The following is a 17,148-nucleotide window of genomic DNA, read 5'->3' on the forward strand; positions in this document are numbered from 1 at the left end:
GGAAATCAACTTTTCCTGGCGTTTACTCTATTGTAAAAGAAAATAGACTGTAGGAAAACTCCAAATTTCCGGAGTTTTTCTACAGTCTGAAGCCACCGTTGATCGGTGGCTTTTTGGTATTAATGTGTAACCGAGCGAAACATCTATTGCACCGATCCAAAAACTGGTGGAACGAGCGAAAGTCAGTCCGCAACGCACCAAAGTGTTTTGGAACCGAGCCAAAACCTCTCGGGACCGAACATTTATTGAGGCACACCGCTCCAAACTAGCAACCCACGAACATTTCCTCAATCTAGAAACAGACTAGGATGAAGTAAGTTTTCCTCATTAAATATGAAGTAGTCATCGTCGTTTTACTTTCTTTCGCTCTTCCTTCAAAGACTTGAACAAGGAAGTGACCATCATGATCAAAATAATGGAAAAAGGCAAGGCGGCGATGATAATGACATTTTGCAGCGCATTGAGACCACCGACAGATAATAGAATAACTGCAATCGTTGACTGAATAATTCCCCATATAATTTTTAAATTATTGGGCGGTGTTAACGACCCGTAGGATGACTGCATACCCAATACGAAAGTGGCAGAATCTGCAGAAGTGATGAAAAATGAAATGATAAGCAAAATGGCGATCATGGAAATAACAAAGGACCAAGGCAATCCGCTAAACATTTCAAAAATCGTCAGTTCGGTTGCAGTGGAAGCTAAATCAATAATCCCTTCTTTTTGCGTTTCGATGGCAGTAGTACCAAATGCTGAAAACCAGATTGCACTTAACACTGTTGGCACGACTAGCACGCCAATCATAAATTCTCGAATAGTTCTTCCTTTAGATACTCGCGCGATGAACATTCCGACAAATGGTGACCAAGCCATCCACCAAGCCCAATAAAATATTGTCCAATCATTGAGCCATGTACGGTTTTCAGGATCAAGAGGTGCAGTTCGGAAGCTCATGCGAATGAGATTCTCCAAATAACCCCCGACAGAGTCCGTGAACATATTGAAGATCAGTAACGTTGGTCCTAACGCAATGACGAATATTAATAGAGCGAGCGCCAATACCATATTGGCATTCGATAGGATTTTGATACCCTTACCAAGTCCGCTCCAAGCGGAAATTAAAAACAAGACGGTTACAATCGCAATAATGATCAGTTGAGATGTAAATCCGACCGGAACTCCAAAAAGATAATGCAGTCCACCATTTATTTGAACAGCACCAAAACCTAGAGATGTGGCAACGCCAAAAACTGTAGCGAAAATGGCAAATACGTCAATTATGGTACCGAGAGGCCCGTTTACACGGTCACCGAGGATAGGGTGCAAAGTAGCAGAGATCAAACCAGGCTGACCTTTGCGGAACTGAAAGTATGCTAACGCAAGAGCTGTCATCCCATAGACTGACCATGCGTGGAAGCCCCAATGAAAAAAAGTCTGTCGCATAGCTTCTTTATAAGCCGCTTTTGTTTCTACGGCTGTAGTGGCGGGATTCACTGCATAATGGGATAGTGGCTCTGCTGCCCCGTAAAAGACCAGTCCAATCCCCATGCCTGCAGAAAACAGCATAGCGAGCCAAGAAATCATAGAGAATTGCGGTCTATCACTATCTTTCCCTAAACGAATTCTTCCAATTGGACTAAATATCAGAAAGACTGAAATGAAAAATAGCATAGAGACTGTCAATAAATAGTACCAGCCCGCTGTATCAGCAATTATGTTTTTTATAGTAGTCGTCATTTCCTCAAAGTGATCTGGTGCGATCACTCCGTACCCGACTGCGAATATGACGAGCGCCATGGTGATGTGAAATGTTAGTGAAATTTTTTTCATAAGTCCCCCTTTAATGCCTGTAGTCCGCGCAGATACTGACCGGGTAGGTAAATATGGTCACATACCCTTAATTGTACCCATTTGTCAGATGTCACAAACTTTAAAAGTGACCATTAGTTAAATAGCAATCTTTCAAAATATATAAGATGAGAAAATGTCTAATTGACATCCGTTTTTTCAGTAGTAGTCAAATCAACTTAGCAAAGTGCAACCGTTTATTTAGCGCTTGCATAATGGGTATTCCAATTGCCATGACAGCAAACTCTCCTATTGCTACATACAGCCAAGTTAGAAGGAATGGTAGATGTAGCACAATGTTTAATTCCCAAGCGATTAAAAACATAGTAGCTGTGAAGGTGAACGTGTTGAAGACCATCCGTGCTAATATATTGGAAGTGAAGCGGGAAAATAGAATTGTCAGCGATAGAGCAAGGATGGATTGTCCTACGCCGAATACTAGATCAATCGGTCCCAGTTCTGATAGCAGGAGGTTTGAGACGAACACCCCAACTACGACTCCAAAAATATAACGGGGATTAAAGACGATAAGATGATTGAACATTTCGGATACCCGGAACTGGATATTGGTAAAGCCAAATGGAAGAATGGCTAAAGTGACGGCTGTATAAAGTGCCGCAATAATACCACTGACGGTGAGTGTTTTCACATTCATTAATAAGACTCCTTTAAGAAAAAATAGAAAAATCTTTTCCAGTATATCGACAACTGATGTTTTTTTCTAGGTGAATGATCTAATTGCATTCCTAGACGTAATTTCAGACGTGCGTGCTATACTAAAGAAACCAAAGTAATAAGGAGGGAATTTCATGCAATATAATCAAAATAAAATGTCTCAGCTCGTAAAGCAAAGTCCTGAGTTGAATAGACAATTGAAGGCTATTATGAAAGAGCACGAATTAGAAAAAAGTTTCGCTTTAAAAGCGTTATACCATGCAGAAGTGAAAGATGGGGGAACGTACCAGAGAGATTACCAGGAACTTTGATACATTCTCTTCATTACTTAGGTATACAGCCCGTGTTTTCATTGATCATACCAGCTGTTCAAACCAACTAGAAATAATGGGAAGGTGAACATCACCATTGCGGACGTCGAATCAGCAAGTGAAGTTCATCTAAAAAAATCGATCTGTAGTGAAATGAATATGCAAAGGCTGATGGATAGACATGAATCATCAGCTTTTTTTGCTGTTCTCTTAAAATACTAAATACTATAATGGTTCTCTATGGTATACTGGTTTAAAAGTTTAATAGAATATTTTGGTTCTTTGTATTAGGTACAAAGATGAAAAAGGAATCAGGTGAAAATCCTGAACGGTCCGGCCACTGTAAATGAGTAGCGCCTTCAAAAAGCCACTGGTGAATAACTGGGAAGGATGAAGGTGTGTTAGCGCTCATAAGTCAGGAGACTTGCCAAAATAACATGCATTACGCCTCCCGGAGAGAGGTCTGCATATTGTATTGGATCAAATCCTTGATGTAATGTCCTTATACATAGTGCCCTTGTCTCTTTCTGGAGGCGAGGGCTTTTTACGTTTATGGAACAACATCTATTATATATAGATGAAAATTATCTTAAGGGGGAATTTAATTGTACAAGCGTTATTTATCGGTCTTTGCGAGTATTTTACTGGCCTTGACCTTGTTGTCTCCAACAGTAAATGTGGCTGCGAGTGAGCCTCAGGAAACTGTTTCTGTAATGAAAGCCACACAAGATGATGTTCAGCAGGCATTGCAAAAAGTAACTGCTTATATCCTACAGCAGGGTGTTTCCAGTGAGTGGGAAGCAATCGGATTAGCGAAAGCAGGCGTTACTGTTCCAGCTAGCTATGAGGAAGTGTTTTATCAAAATGTACAAGACCAAGTTATCGGACAATCTGGCGGAAGCCGTCTAAAAATAACAGATGTGGAACGCCTAGCTATAGCTTCTGTAGCTATTGGAAAAGATCCAACGAATATAAAAGAGTTTAACTTGTTGGACAAGATCTACAACAGTGAAGATATTAGAGATATCGATACGATGACACGTCAAGGAACGAATGGGTTGATTTTCGCGTTGATTGCATTGGACACGAAAAACTACAGTGTTCCAACTAATGCGCGCTGGGATCGTGAAAAAATTATTGCAGAATTGCTTAGCTATCAAAGAGACGACGGTGCTTGGAGTCTATCAACTAGCAATACAGGTTCTTCAAGTTACGACATGACCGCAATGTCATTGATTGCGTTAGCCCCTTACACCGATCAATCTAATGTTAGGAATGCAGTAGATCGCGCTGTAAACTTTTTATCTGAACATCAAGGGCCAACTGGCGGTTTTGAGGAAGCATTTGTTGGAGGGATTTCTAGCGAAGCAACGGCACAAGTAATCATCGGATTGACTGCGAATAAAATCGATCCACAAGGCGAACGTTTTACCAAGAATGGAATTAGTCTGTTGGATCATCTATTAGGCTTTCAAGCTGTAGATGGCGGTTTTAAACATACAGCAGGAGATTCGGCATCGAACAACATGGCTACAGAACAGGCATTGCAAGCGCTCGTAGCATTCGATCTATACACAAAAGGTCAAGGAAGTTTGTATGACTTCTCGCAAGCAGAGACGCAGCCACAGCCAGAAATTTCAGGACATTCTTCTCTTAAAGGAGTCTTGAATGACAGTCTTCTCAGCGTACAGAAAAACAAATATGGTGCATGGTCTCAAACCTTTATCGAGAAAACGGAGACAAAGGACGGGTACTTCATTGTCCAAGTAGGAGAACAAGGCAATCAGCAAACGGCCTCGATACCACAAGGAACAAAACGAGTCTTTTTGGTGGATAATGATCGATCATACCACTATTTCCCGGCACAAGTAGTCGAGCCAAATAAAAAGTGGAATATCACATTTAATAAAACGCTACAGAATACTCCATCTAATCTAAATAAAATTTATGTGGAAGATGCACAAGGACAGCGAGTCCCGGTCAGCATTACAGTAAATGGAGCTGTAGCAACAGTGACACCGCAAACAAACTATACAAGTAGAGAGTTGTATTCGCTGTTCATCGTAGAATCAGTTTCTGAAGATGGAACAACGTTAAAGCAAGCAACTCGCAAATTATTCATCATTCAATAATATAGGTTCTCCTTTAAAAGAAGAGAGAAATTAGGAGGTATGCTTTATTTCTACCATCAGGAAATTCACTCAGTTAACGGCCGCCTTTGCTTTAGCAAGCGCAGCGATCCTCATGCCGATTGCACCAGTATCCGCACAAGAACCGGCACCAATCTTAGCAAAGCAGGCAACACAAACTCTGCAGCATTCTATCGTTATTTCGTCATCAGAAGTACCGATGCCGATTTCATCCGTAGTAGTTAAGGAGGGCGACACAGTTCTTGATGTGTTAGAACGCAGTACGGCAGAAAATGGAATTCAAATGAAAGCGATCGGAAATGGACCTTCCGCCTATGTAGAAGGTATCGATGGTGTCTTTGAGTTTGATCGTGGTCAAGGCAGTGGCTGGATGTATAGCGTTAATGGTATATTCCCAAATCGCGGTGCAGGAGTGATTAAACTCATTCCTGGAGATAAAGTCGAGTGGCAATATACGACGAACTTAGGTCAGGATCTCAATGCCGAACTGGCACCGTTCAGAGAAAACCTGGAGCCGACGCTCTCGGTTTCAGGAGTAACTTCAGGCGCTACCGTTGAACAGCAAACACTTCCATTGCAAGTAGATGCTAAGAGTTATTTTGGGACACAGCTTGTACCGACAGTAACTGTAAATGGTCAGCAGATGACGGTCACAGGCAACTCCGTGAATGCTATATTGCAAACGGGTGACAATACGATTTCAATACAGGCGACGGATGCGCAGAATGAAACAGTGACGAAAACATTGAATGTCACCTATCGGCCTGCGGTAACAAATCCTGAGCCGGCACCGAATCCAAATCCAACACCAAATCCTGTGCCGAATCCAAATCCTGTTCCACCCGTGCAAAAACCAGATCCGGAACCAATTATCCCACCAGTAAAGGACTACACAAAAGTAGTGTCGGCAGCGATCAATCAAGCGAGTTCCAATATCCTAGCAGGTAAGGTGGATAGCGAATGGCAAGCAATTGGTCTGGTGAAAGCCGGAAAGAAAGTACCGGATTCCTATAAGAAAGAATTCCAAGCACATCTTCAAGATCAAGTCATCAGCAGATCTGGAAAAGGTCGAATGAAAATTACGGATGTAGAGCGTCTAGCGATGACTGCCGCTGCGTTAGGGATCGATCCTAAGAACGCGGATGGCAAAGGCTTTAACTTGTTAGACAAAATATACAATAGTGAAAAGCATGCAACAGGTGCTGACAGTATGACGTTCCAAGGAAATAACGGTATTATTTTCGCTTTAATCGCACTGGATTCAAAAGGATACCAAGTGCCGAGTAATGCGAAATGGACACGTGAAAGCTTACTTGCTGAATTATTGAAATATCAAAAAGACGATGGTTCATGGAGCCTTTCAACAGATAAAGCAGGCTCAACTAGTTTTGATATTACAGCTATGGCATTGATTGCAATTGCTCCATACACTGATCAGCCGCAAGTTCGAAACGCATTGGACCGTGCTGTTCAGTTCTTATCACATGCACAAGGGCCAACTGGTGGTTTCGACGAAGCATTCGTTGGAGGAATTTCTAGCGAAGCGACAGCACAAGTAATCATCGGATTGACAGCCAATCAAATCGATCCGCGTATTCCGATGTTCACGAAGAATGGCAACAATTTATTGGATCATCTACTTAGCTTCCAAATGCCAGACGGTGGATTCCAACATACAGCAGGAGATCGCAGTTCCAATGCGATTGCGACTGAGCAGGCATTGCAAGCATTAGTTGCCTATGATTTATTCACTAAAGAAAAGGGATCATTGTATAGCTTTAGTGAAATTCCGGTCATGCCGGCTCCAGAACCAGAACCAACTCCAGACCCAGAACCAACACCAGATCCAAATCCTACACCGCCGCAGTTTACGGATATTAAAGGACATGGATCAGCAAATTATATCCAACAAGCTGTTGACAAAGGAATTTTCAGTGGCTATAAAGATGGCACGTTCAGACCGAATCAATCTTTGACTCGTGCACAAGCTGTATCGATTTTAGTACGTGCATTGGATCTCAAGACAAATAAAGAGAATCCATTCGTAGATACCAAAGGCTATTCAAAAGATACACAGGCTGAAATGGCTGCTGCGTATCATCATGGGTTAGTGAACGGTAAAGATGGTAAGTTCTTGCCTACTCAAAAAGTCACACGTGCTCAAATGGCGCTCATGTTGTACCGAGCATATGAAGTACAAAACGGTAAAAAGTATCAAATCAGTCAAGTGGCTCCGTTTAGAGATATCAATAGCTATAATATAGAGGCAATTCGTGCCATGACGATGCTATATGATCTTGATATGGCAAAGGGAATCAACGGTAACTTTAAGCCAGGTGATTCCACTACACGTGCACAAGCCGCTAAAATGATCGTAGAGTTTTTGAATACAAAATAATCAAGCAATCTTGCACTCTAGAAGTGCAAGATTGTCTTCATTTTTCCATAAGGAGGTTTCATCTTGAAACAACTACAGAAGTTTACAGGTTTCCTGCTCATTCTGACGCTCGCTTTCCTGCTGACTGCGTGCGGTTCTTCTCTTCAAAAGCCCACAGGACTTGAAGATCAGGACATCGAGAACGTTCCCACTATCGAGGAACAGCCCAATGAACCAATAGATGAAGAATTATCCGGCGATTTGAAAGAAGATAACAAAGGGAATCCTGAACAACAAGCAACAAATGATGGAGAATCTACCACCGACGATAAGGTAGATACAGCTAAAACAGAAACAGCACCTGTTGCTAAACCAAAACCTGCACAGCCAGAAGTGACGAAACCAAGAGAGGAAAAACCTACAACTCCATCGGAAAAACAACCGACGAAAGTAGAAAAGCCGGCACCTAAACCAACGGAAAAACCTGTCGCAAAACCAACAGAAAAGCCAGCGTCTAAGCCGACAGAGAAACCAGCGGTCAAGCCAGATCCAAAACCTACACCTCCTGCTGTAGAAAAACCAGCTGCTCCAGCTAAAAGTAAAATTGTCTACTCAATTGTGATCTCACCAAGTGAAGTCCCTTTACCTCCAACCGAAATGGAAATTCAAGACGGAGATACGGTACTAGCAGCTTTAATTGAAATTACGAAGAAGCATAAAGTGCAAATGGATTATCGCGGAGGACAAGGAGCGACTGCCTATGTAGAAGGAATGGCAAATGTCTATGAATTTGACAGAGGACAGGGGAGTGGCTGGATGTACCGTGTCAATGGAATATTTCCTGACCGTGGTGCGGGCGTTGTGCCATTGATGGACGGTGACCAAGTCGAATGGCTGTATACAACGAATTTAGGTGTAGACCTGAATGCGAACTTAAAGCCGTTCCGTAGATAAAGAGAGGGGAATTACTGATGGGCAACGGAATACAAGCTGTTCACCCTTTCGTGATGTTTTTCTATTACATATGCGTTGGCTTTTTCGCGATGTATTTTAACCATCCCATTTTTTTATTGGCAGGTTGTCTGGCATTGATTGCGGTCAATTTTACGCATGATGGAGGGCAAGCCATGAAACAATGGGCTCCATGGATGATCGGTATGACATTGCTGATCATCTTGATTAATCCGTTCATCAATTCAAGAGGTACGCATATCTTCTTTTATTTTAGGGGGAAGCAAGTGACGCTAGAGGCCACGCTTTATGGTGTTGTAACGTCTATGTCCTTATTGATGATCCTTTTATTATTCATCTCGTTGAACATCGTGTTGAATGGCAATAAATTATTATTCATCTTCTCTAGAATCCTACCGAAAACAGCCTTCTTGGTCATGCTATCGATACGATTTGTTCCATTGTTGAAAAGACGTTTGACGGAAATCCAAGACGTTCAGCGGCTGAAAGGGATGACGATCACGCAAGGAACACTTCGTGAAAGAGCAAAAAGTGGCATGTCCATCCTACAGATTTTGCTTTCTTGGTCATTGGAGGAAGCGATTGAAACAGCAGATTCTATGAAAGCGAGAGGCTATGGATTAGGCAAACGGAAACCCTACATACCCTATCGAATGAACAAATCCGATAAACGATGGCTCGTCTATCTTGTGTTGCTGTTCACGGTCTGCGTCGTTGGAGGATTTTTAGGCTATGGGAAAATCATTATCTACCCTGCGCTTGGCACGTTGCATTTATACCTGTTAGATTGGTTGGTATTTGTAAGTAGCTTGGCTATCGCACTATTTCCAGTATTTGTAGAAGGGAGAGAACAGCTAAAATGGAATTATTCAATTTAAATCATGTGTCGTTTTCTTTCCCTGATGCAAACCAAAACGTGCTGACAGACATTAGTTTTTCTATAAATGAAGGAGAATTTGTTGTAATCGGTGGTGCTAGCGGCAGCGGTAAGACGACATTGTTGAAACTGCTAAAGAGAGAATTGACGCCTACGGGTAATCTGGAAGGTGACATTCTGTACAAAGGCAAACCGCTAAATGAATGGGAACCTCGCCAGATGATAGAGCAGGTAGGCTATGTGTTTCAAGATCCTGACAATCAAATCGTCATGGACGAAGTGATGCAGGAAATCGTATTTGGCTTGGAAAACCTAGGCTATTCTACGTTTGAAATGCGTAAGCGAGTGGCGGAGATGGTTCACTTTTTCGGTGTGGAAGACTTGCTGAACGCCAAGCCTTCAGAATTGTCGGGTGGACAGAAGCAAGTACTAAATCTATTGTCTGTGTTGCTGATGAAACCGCGTGTCCTGTTGTTGGATGAACCTACCTCACAGTTAGATCCGGTAGCTGCAAAAGAACTTGTCCTAATGTTGGAACGGTTGAACAAAGAAACGGGTATGACCATTGTTCTGGTGGAGCATCGATTGGAAGAACTGTATGCCATGGCGGATCGAGTGATTCTTATGGAGAACAGCAGATTGCGCTATAACGGCACTAGCCGACAAGTTATTGAAGAGCTATATGCGGATCAGGAAACAGCATTTTATCCCTATCTCCCAGCATTTGCGCGTCTCTATATGGAGTTTGAAAAACAGCCGATTCGTCAATCTATTCCGTTGACTGTTAAAGAGTGTAAGCAATGGATTGGTCGGGAAGAACGGGAAGCTATTGGTTCTGATGTGCAGCTGAAACCACGCATGGAACAGATGCTGCTGGAGATGGAGGACGTACATTTTCAGTATAAGAAGAAAGAGCCGTTCGTTCTGAAAAGTTTTCATTTAGGGATTCCTAAAGGACAATTCTTTTCATTGGTTGGTGGAAATGGTAGTGGGAAAACGACTGCATTGCGCGTGAGCTTGGGAAGCATCAAGCCGCAACGAGGGAAAGTTCGATTTAAGGGAAGGGATATGAAAAAAAGTAAGGATACGGATTGGCTGGGCAAGATTGCGTATTTGCCGCAGAATCCTCGTACGTATTTCGTTCAGCAAACGATTGAAGAGGAGATGAAAAGTCTGGGCGAACGTCTCGGATTAGATGATACAACGAAGAGGATCGAGCGATTGCTTGAAGCATTTGGAATTGCCCATTTGCGCTCGAGACACCCTTACGATTGTTCAGGTGGCGAGGTTCAAAAAGCAGCACTCGCCTGTATTTTATTGGGGGAGCCGGAGATGCTGTTCATTGACGAACCAACGAAAGGAATGGATCCAATTTCGAAGCAACAGCTCGGTGAATTGCTGTCCGGCTTACAAAAACAAGGACTGACGATTTTCATGGTCACGCATGATATCGGGTTTGCTGCAACATATGCAGAGCGCTGCGCAATGATGTTTGATGGGGAAATCGCAGCGGACGGAACGCCGAATGAATTGTTTAAAGGAAATTATTTTTATACGACGGCGATCAACCGCGCGACACGGGAAACACAACAGCCGGAAGTCTTAACGTATGAGGAGGCTGTTGCGACATGGAGCGTTCCCGCAAATATTTACTAGCCGTCTCTTTAGTGTTATTGGCGTTACTCGTCATTTCGATCGTTTTTCTTCATTATAAGGCATATTTATTGTTGAGTTTGATTATGATTGCGTGTATTATGATACCGTTTTTCGCTCGATTCGAGTGGAGGGAAGTCGCTGGGCGGGAAGTGGTTCTGCTTGCGATGCTAGCGGCGATAGCAGCAGTCGGGCGTGTTCCGTTTGCTGGCTTGCCAAGCGTGCAGCCAACTTCTTTCATTATCATTATGGCCGGACTCGTTTTTGGTGCTGAATCGGGCTTTATCGTCGGTGCAGTAGCTGCCATCGTCTCGAATTTCTTTCTTGGACAAGGACCGTGGACGCCATGGCAGATGTATGCGTGGGGGATGATGGGAATGAGTGCAGGTTTATTGCGCAATACACGGTGGATGAAAACGCTGTGGGGAAAATGTGTCTTTGGCTTTTTATGGGGCTACTTATTCGGCTGGTTCATGAATATATGGATCATTGTCAGCAACATCGAAGCGCTGTCTTGGGAGTTTTTCGTTGGGATTTACGTGTCGAGTATTTACTTTGATTTAGCACATGCTTTGTCCAATGTATTCTTCCTTATCGTCTTTGGTGCTAGTTGGATCAAGATTTTACAGCGGATTCAGCGGAAGTACGGATTATTGGAGCAGCAGACGGGATGAAAAGAAGCAGCCAGACGGTGTCTGGGCTGCTTCTTTTTTCAATCTATTATAAACGAATAATTTTCACAGCATCGGTACGTTTGAAGAAAATGGTTTTGTACTGTACGCGGTTTTGAGAATCTGAAAATAAAGTGATACGTTTAAAGTGGTTATCTTCTACAACACGTGTTTTATAGCCAGTCAAGTCAACCTTAGCAGATAGAGCTTCGTACTCTGGAGTAGCGGGTTTAACAGCTGGTTTAGTAGGCTTTTGTACTTGATCAGCTGGTTGCTCAGTAATTACTTGATTGAATACAAGACCGCCTCGTGTGTTAATAATTTTTAGATGTTTCGTTGTTTTATTATAAATCGTTTTATATTGTGTACGTCCTTTCGCATCATTCAAAAGCATTTTACGAATACTTGGCTGATCGGTTACGATTCCAAAGTTGAGTCCAGTTACGTCTACTTTCGTTGCAATCATTTCATATTCTGGAAGTGTGGTGATGTCAATTGAAGCAGTGTGTTGGTATCCACCTTGATAATGGGAAATGGCAGCTGACTGATGAGATGTGGAAGGTTGGCTCGCTTCAACGTTTACTCCGTGAAGAGCACCTGTTGTTAACATAAGTGCACCTAGTGTAGAAATGATTTGTTTTTTCATGATGAATCTCTCCTTTAGAATGTAGTGAATGTTGCATAATTACATCTTACAGGAGCTAATTTATAAGAAGCTGTGAGGAAAATGAGAGTTTCATGAGAAATTACTAAATATGACCACATTCTTTTTTGAAATATATGAAAAGCACCCATTCACAATGTGATGGGTGCTTGTTTGGATGCTTATGGATTGGTGGTATAGTCGTCACCAGTCTGCACACGTTTCTTATCTTTTTGTGAATTGGCGTTATTCTTCTTTGCCGCATCATTTTGCCCGATCACGTCAAAATCATCTGGACTGAGATCATAGCCGTACCCATACTCTTCTCTCATTTTGTCATTCTTTTTGCGTTTGTCTTTATTCGGCATTGTCGTCACCTCCACTTTAAAAGTGTGGCTTGTTTTATTGGGATTATACGGATGAAGGTTTTTGTTGTGAGTGTTTAAGGATAGACTATATGGAAACCTTAAGATTTTCTTCATACTTATCATGAATCTTTGTTAAGAGATGGGTGGTAGAATGAAGTTATTAGTGAGGCGGGGTGAGGAAAGTGGCAGAGTTTACGGTGTTGGTAGCTGATGATGATAAGGAAATCCGGGATGGGATTGAGATTTATCTAAAAAATGAAGGTTATTGCGTGCTGAAGGCAGAGGATGGTCGAGAAGCGTTGGAACTGCTCGCTTCAAATGAAGTACATTTACTCATTTTGGATATTATGATGCCGAATATGGATGGGATTACAGCAACGTTCAAAATTCGGGAAGTGCAAAATATCCCGATCATCATGTTGAGCGCAAAAGCGGAGGATTCAGATAAAATTCATGGCTTGTCTGTCGGTGCGGACGACTATGTAACAAAGCCGTTTCATCCGCTGGAGCTAATGGCTCGCGTGAAATCGCAACTTCGGCGCTATGTGCAACTTGGAACATATGATGGACAAAAAATGATAGAAGTCGATGGGCTCGTCTTGAATGAAGAGGCGAAGGAGCTGACGGTGGATGGGACACCGGTTCGGCTCACTCCAATCGAATATAAGATCACGGAATTGCTCATGAAGCATCCGGGTCGAGTATTTTCCATCAATGAAATTTATGAGCGTGTGTGGAATGAAGAAGCGTATAATGCAGAAAACATTGTGGCGGTGCATATCCGGAAAATCCGGGAGAAAATTGAGGCGGATCCGAAAAATCCTCGGTACGTGAAGGTGGTGTGGGGCGTTGGCTACAAGATCGAGAAATAGTAGTGGGCTTATTTGGTCAATCATTGCCATTGTCCTTGCAATTGGCAGTCTGTTGTACTGTGCGTCATTCGCGGTCGATTTATTCGCAAATGGATGGGAACGCTTGAGTATGGCTGTTGATTACTTTGGACGCCTTGTAAGAGGAGGGACGATAGGATGAATAAAAAAATACAATTAGGAATCTGGTCAGCGCTAGTTACAATTGTTCTCATCGCATTGCCGTCCGTTTTTCATTATGCTCCGCAGATTGTTGGGAAAACGCTCATTGATCAAGAGGATTTTTCATGGAGAATGGAGCGCACATATGATCACTTAGGTGCTGCTGTACTAAATCCAATTGATTTTGAAAAAGCAGCTAGAGAATTGCCGGTTTCAAAAGATGAGATTGAAGAACATCGCAATAGGTTTGGAACATTAGCTGAACAATTGAGCAATATTCAAGAGCAGTATGCAGAACGGATCATGCAAGCAAAAGAAGAGAAGAATGAAACGCTATTATTAGCCCTAGTGAAAGAGCGTGATATCAAGATTGAAGATATTCAGAAAAATTTTGAAAGTGATGAACATATAGAGGACAAGATTCGCAATCAGAAAGCAAAACAATTGGAACTTTATATAGAAGAAATAGAAAACAGGCGGCAGGATAATTTACCGATTTCCTATGAATTGGTCAATGTGGACACTGGTGAGCGTTTTACGAAAGGTGACGTCAGCGTACCCGTAGCTTATAAGAAAAAATTTGACGAATCTAATGGATATTTTAAGGCGGATTCAATTCTACTAGATCACAATAGTTACTCAGAGTATACAGGAGACGCTGCTGTAGATTCATCTATAGAACTAACAAGTGAAGATGTTCGTAGCGTCAGTCAAAAACCACAATACTTTCGAGGGACCGTCATTGTTTCTAAAGAAGCACTTGCTGCAGGCGGCTTGTATGAAAAGAGTCAAGAATTTACGCGTGGGAAATATAGCATGTACGCATTTTGGGTGGTTGGTATACTGTCACTTGTGGCGTTGCTCACTGTAGTGAAGTTTCGGAGAGAATGGGTATTGTTTTCTCGGTTTGCACCTGCCTATTCACGCTGGAAAATTGATTTGAAAGCTGCTGTCTTACTGCTCACTGTACTCTTTCTCGCAAACTATATACAAACAGAAACATGGAGTATCCTGAATAAATTCACATATTTCACACTGGGAACAGCGGGTAATATGGTGGTAAGCTTTCTCTTATTCGGAGTCTTGTTGACGGCACTTCTAACGTTTCAAGTAGTCCATTTAATAGAGCAAGTCATACAGCCAGGCTATTTGGAGCAGGCATTACGAGATAGTTATACAGCTACATTTATTCAGAATGTTGTGGAGATGTTCAGCAACCGAACAATTGGTGTTCAATTATTCATCTTGCTGATTGGATTCTTTTTGGCAGGTATCGGTTTTGTTGGAGGTTTTATAGAACCTTTCTTTTTCTTAATTTATGCAGCTTGTGTAATGTTTTTGGGTTTACCTGCACTATACGTATTTGCCAGTAGAGGTGCTTACTTGAATCGAATTTTTGCTGCGACGAGTGACATGGCAGCAGGGCATTTGACACAAGCAATTCCAGTCAAAGGAAAATCTGCTCTCGCTAAGCACGCTGCAAATTTGAACAATTTACGTGAAGGAGTCCGTGTCTCCATTAATGAACAAGCGAAAAGTGAACGATTGAAGACGGAACTGATAACGAATGTCAGTCATGATTTGCGGACACCACTAACTTCCATCATTACGTATACGGATTTATTGAAAGATGAAACACTATCTACTGAAGAGCGAGCCAAATATGTTGGCATTTTGGATCAGAAATCACAGCGTCTAAAAACATTGATTGAAGATTTATTCGAAGTTTCCAAGATGGCAAGTGGGAATTTGGAGCTGACAAGGCAACGAGTGGACTTGAATCAGTTAATGCAACAGGCGTTGGCGGAGCATGCGGAAGATTTTGCGGTGTCGAGTTTAGATGTTCGAATTACGTTGCCTGAAATTCCGGTCTATGCCATGGTGGATGGACAGAAATGGTGGCGTGTGCTGGATAATTTGCTTATCAATGCATTGAAATATTCATTGCCGGGTACGAGAGTGTATGTGAACCTTCAAAAAGTCGGCACGCAAGCACGCATTACCATAAAAAATATAGCGAAATATGAAATTGGGGACAATACCGATGAATTGTTCGAACGATTCAAGCGTGGCGATGAATCTAGACAAACAGAAGGCTCAGGTCTTGGACTAGCAATTGCCCAATCAATTGTTGATTTGCATGGTGGAAAGATGGAAGTGGAAGTCGATGGAGATTTGTTTAAAGTAACGGTAGATATAGTCGCTGGGTAAAAGGGTTCAGAGAAAAACAGGTGAAAACTCCTGTCTTTCTCTGAATTTTTAGATTAGAGAAGGAAATGGTTTAGCTGTTGGCGAACTAGGGTATATATAGGACGTGGAGTCTCTATATCATCGAGAGCATGAAAGGGAGGAGTGGTAGCATGACAATTGTTGACGGTAAGTACCCAAACAAAAAAGATTTAGAACCTAAAGTGAAAGACGAGATATATGGTGGGAAGAAAGCGAAACGATCAGATGAACTTCCACTTGCAGATCCTGCAGATTCTGATTCCACTACGGTCTTCAGAGAAAATGCACAAGATCGGACAGGTGAACACAAACCATCTGCGTACAGTCAAAATAAATCGCCAAGCCAAAATTATCACGATCTGAAACCAGGCGAACAATTTCCATATGGGGATCAGGAAGAATATAACAGACAATATAATCAGCAAGCACACGATGAATGGAATGAACATAAATCTATAAAAAAACCAACAGATCCTTCTTGACCTCAGCCAGCTAACCTGCGTGGCTGTTTTTAGATTGATAATAGTGGAATGTGAGAGGGTGGAATAAATGGGAGCAATTCAGCAAGCAGCACTTGCAAGAGGTTACACATTAGGACAGATTAAGAAAGCAAATGAGGATGCATGGGATACGCAACCAGAAGGCTTTTCCAATACAATTCGCTGGAATGTGGGACATATCTACGTATCTACCGAAGAGTTTTTGAGCCAAGCGTTGGATCAGTATGAACCGAGCCACGGGGACTGGTTTTCGTTTTTTAAATCAGGCAGCAGTCCTTCCACTTGGCAAGATACTCCACCGAGTGCCGAAGATTTAGTCGTAGCACTAAAAGAACAAGGTAAACGAATTCCACAAGTTGTAGAGGGGCAGTTAGATCGTGTATTGGAATCGCCTATTTCTATCGGTAAATTGCTGACAATGAACACGGTGGATGAAGTTCTTCAGTTTATTGCGTGGCACGAAGGAATTCATGCCGGGGTGATCGATGGTTTAGCTCGCATAACCAAATGATGATGGACAGTCAGAGAAAATCTGGCTGTTTTTTTTATGGTAAAAATGTCGGATAGCGCGAAAGTCAGGGAGAACCGATCGAAAGTCGAGAAGTACCGCGCCAAAGCCAGAGAGGACCGAGCGAAAGCCGAGGAGAACCGCGCGAAAGTCAGGGAGGAGCGATCGAAAGTCGAGAAGGACCGCTCCAAAGCCAGAGAGAACCGAGCGAAAGCCAAGCAGAACCGCTCCAAACAAGTCTTACACTCCACTCAGCCTTAAGTCGTAGAATGAAATCCGCTGTGGGGCTGTCGGAGAAATGGTGAATTCATTATAAACTAGAGTTACAAATG

General features: G+C 42.4%; 16 protein-coding genes and 1 riboswitch. Of the genes, 12 read left to right on the plus strand and 4 right to left on the minus strand.

Going from position 1 to position 17,148, the window contains the following annotated elements; all coding sequences use genetic code 11:
• Positions 1–342: 342 nt before the first annotated feature.
• Both GD002_RS14460 and GD002_RS14465 read right to left on the minus strand, forming a co-directional pair.
• A complete protein-coding gene (locus tag GD002_RS14460) occupies positions 343–1,833 on the minus strand; it encodes a glycine betaine uptake BCCT transporter (RefSeq protein ID WP_153733074.1) in 1,491 nt (496 codons plus the stop codon).
• A gap of 187 nt (positions 1,834–2,020) precedes the next feature.
• Positions 2,021–2,506 (minus strand): QueT transporter family protein, encoded by a 486-nt coding sequence (locus GD002_RS14465; protein WP_153733075.1) that lies wholly within the window; start codon positions 2,504–2,506, stop codon positions 2,021–2,023.
• 154 nt (positions 2,507–2,660) lie between these two features.
• On the opposite strand from GD002_RS14465, the gene GD002_RS17815 reads away from it, so the two are divergent.
• The 7 genes from GD002_RS17815 to GD002_RS14495 all read left to right on the plus strand — a co-directional run bounded on the left by GD002_RS17815 (position 2,661) and on the right by GD002_RS14495 (position 11,540).
• Entirely contained in the window at positions 2,661–2,837 is a 177-nt protein-coding gene (locus tag GD002_RS17815; protein WP_194841621.1) for a hypothetical protein, read from the plus strand.
• Between the two features lie 258 nt (positions 2,838–3,095).
• Positions 3,096–3,283: riboswitch (cobalamin riboswitch) on the plus strand.
• A gap of 159 nt (positions 3,284–3,442) precedes the next feature.
• On the plus strand, positions 3,443–4,969 hold the full coding sequence (locus GD002_RS14470; protein ID WP_153733076.1) for a prenyltransferase/squalene oxidase repeat-containing protein: 1,527 nt from the start codon (positions 3,443–3,445) through the stop codon (positions 4,967–4,969).
• A 112-nt stretch (positions 4,970–5,081) separates the two neighbouring features.
• Complete coding sequence (locus GD002_RS14475; protein ID WP_153733077.1) at positions 5,082–7,385, plus strand: S-layer homology domain-containing protein; 2,304 nt, start codon at positions 5,082–5,084, stop codon at positions 7,383–7,385.
• Between the two features lie 63 nt (positions 7,386–7,448).
• Positions 7,449–8,318 carry a DUF4430 domain-containing protein gene (locus GD002_RS18110; protein WP_153733078.1) on the plus strand — a complete coding sequence of 290 codons (870 nt, stop codon included), beginning with the start codon at positions 7,449–7,451 and terminating at the stop codon, positions 8,316–8,318.
• A 17-nt stretch (positions 8,319–8,335) separates the two neighbouring features.
• A complete protein-coding gene (locus tag GD002_RS14485; protein WP_153733079.1) occupies positions 8,336–9,214 on the plus strand; it encodes an energy-coupling factor transporter transmembrane component T in 879 nt (292 codons plus the stop codon).
• Entirely contained in the window at positions 9,196–10,869 is a 1,674-nt protein-coding gene (locus GD002_RS14490; protein WP_153733080.1) for an ABC transporter ATP-binding protein, read from the plus strand. The genes GD002_RS14485 and GD002_RS14490 overlap by 19 nt, the downstream gene beginning before the upstream one ends.
• The gene (locus GD002_RS14495) at positions 10,842–11,540 is read left to right on the plus strand and encodes an ECF transporter S component (RefSeq protein ID WP_153733081.1); all 699 of its coding nucleotides are present in this window, start codon (positions 10,842–10,844) and stop codon (positions 11,538–11,540) included. The genes GD002_RS14490 and GD002_RS14495 overlap by 28 nt, the downstream gene beginning before the upstream one ends.
• A 46-nt stretch (positions 11,541–11,586) precedes the next feature.
• On the opposite strand, the gene GD002_RS14500 is transcribed toward GD002_RS14495, so the two are convergent.
• Positions 11,587–12,183 (minus strand): hypothetical protein, encoded by a 597-nt coding sequence (locus tag GD002_RS14500; RefSeq protein ID WP_153733082.1) that lies wholly within the window; start codon positions 12,181–12,183, stop codon positions 11,587–11,589.
• 179 nt (positions 12,184–12,362) lie between these two features.
• On the minus strand, positions 12,363–12,548 hold the full coding sequence (locus tag GD002_RS14505) for a hypothetical protein (RefSeq protein WP_153733083.1): 186 nt from the start codon (positions 12,546–12,548) through the stop codon (positions 12,363–12,365).
• A 182-nt stretch (positions 12,549–12,730) separates the two neighbouring features.
• On the opposite strand from GD002_RS14505, the gene GD002_RS14510 reads away from it, so the two are divergent.
• From GD002_RS14510 to GD002_RS14530, 5 genes are all read left to right on the plus strand, one after another.
• Positions 12,731–13,420 (plus strand): response regulator transcription factor, encoded by a 690-nt coding sequence (locus tag GD002_RS14510; RefSeq protein ID WP_153733084.1) that lies wholly within the window; start codon positions 12,731–12,733, stop codon positions 13,418–13,420.
• On the plus strand, positions 13,398–13,580 hold the full coding sequence (locus GD002_RS14515) for a hypothetical protein (RefSeq protein WP_153733085.1): 183 nt from the start codon (positions 13,398–13,400) through the stop codon (positions 13,578–13,580). Before GD002_RS14510 ends, GD002_RS14515 begins: the two co-directional genes overlap by 23 nt.
• Positions 13,577–15,790: a sensor histidine kinase gene (locus GD002_RS14520; protein ID WP_153733086.1), complete on the plus strand. Its 2,214-nt coding sequence runs from the start codon at positions 13,577–13,579 to the stop codon at positions 15,788–15,790. The genes GD002_RS14515 and GD002_RS14520 overlap by 4 nt, the downstream gene beginning before the upstream one ends.
• A 149-nt stretch (positions 15,791–15,939) precedes the next feature.
• Positions 15,940–16,290, plus strand: a complete 351-nt coding sequence (locus GD002_RS14525; protein WP_153733087.1) for a hypothetical protein — start codon at positions 15,940–15,942, stop codon at positions 16,288–16,290.
• A 67-nt stretch (positions 16,291–16,357) separates the two neighbouring features.
• Entirely contained in the window at positions 16,358–16,819 is a 462-nt protein-coding gene (locus GD002_RS14530; protein WP_153733088.1) for a DinB family protein, read from the plus strand.
• Positions 16,820–17,148: the final 329 nt, after the last annotated feature.

The sequence above is a fragment of the Sporosarcina obsidiansis genome (assembly GCF_009651005.1).
In the GTDB taxonomy this organism is placed as follows: Bacteria; Bacillota; Bacilli; order Bacillales_A; family Planococcaceae; genus Sporosarcina; species Sporosarcina obsidiansis.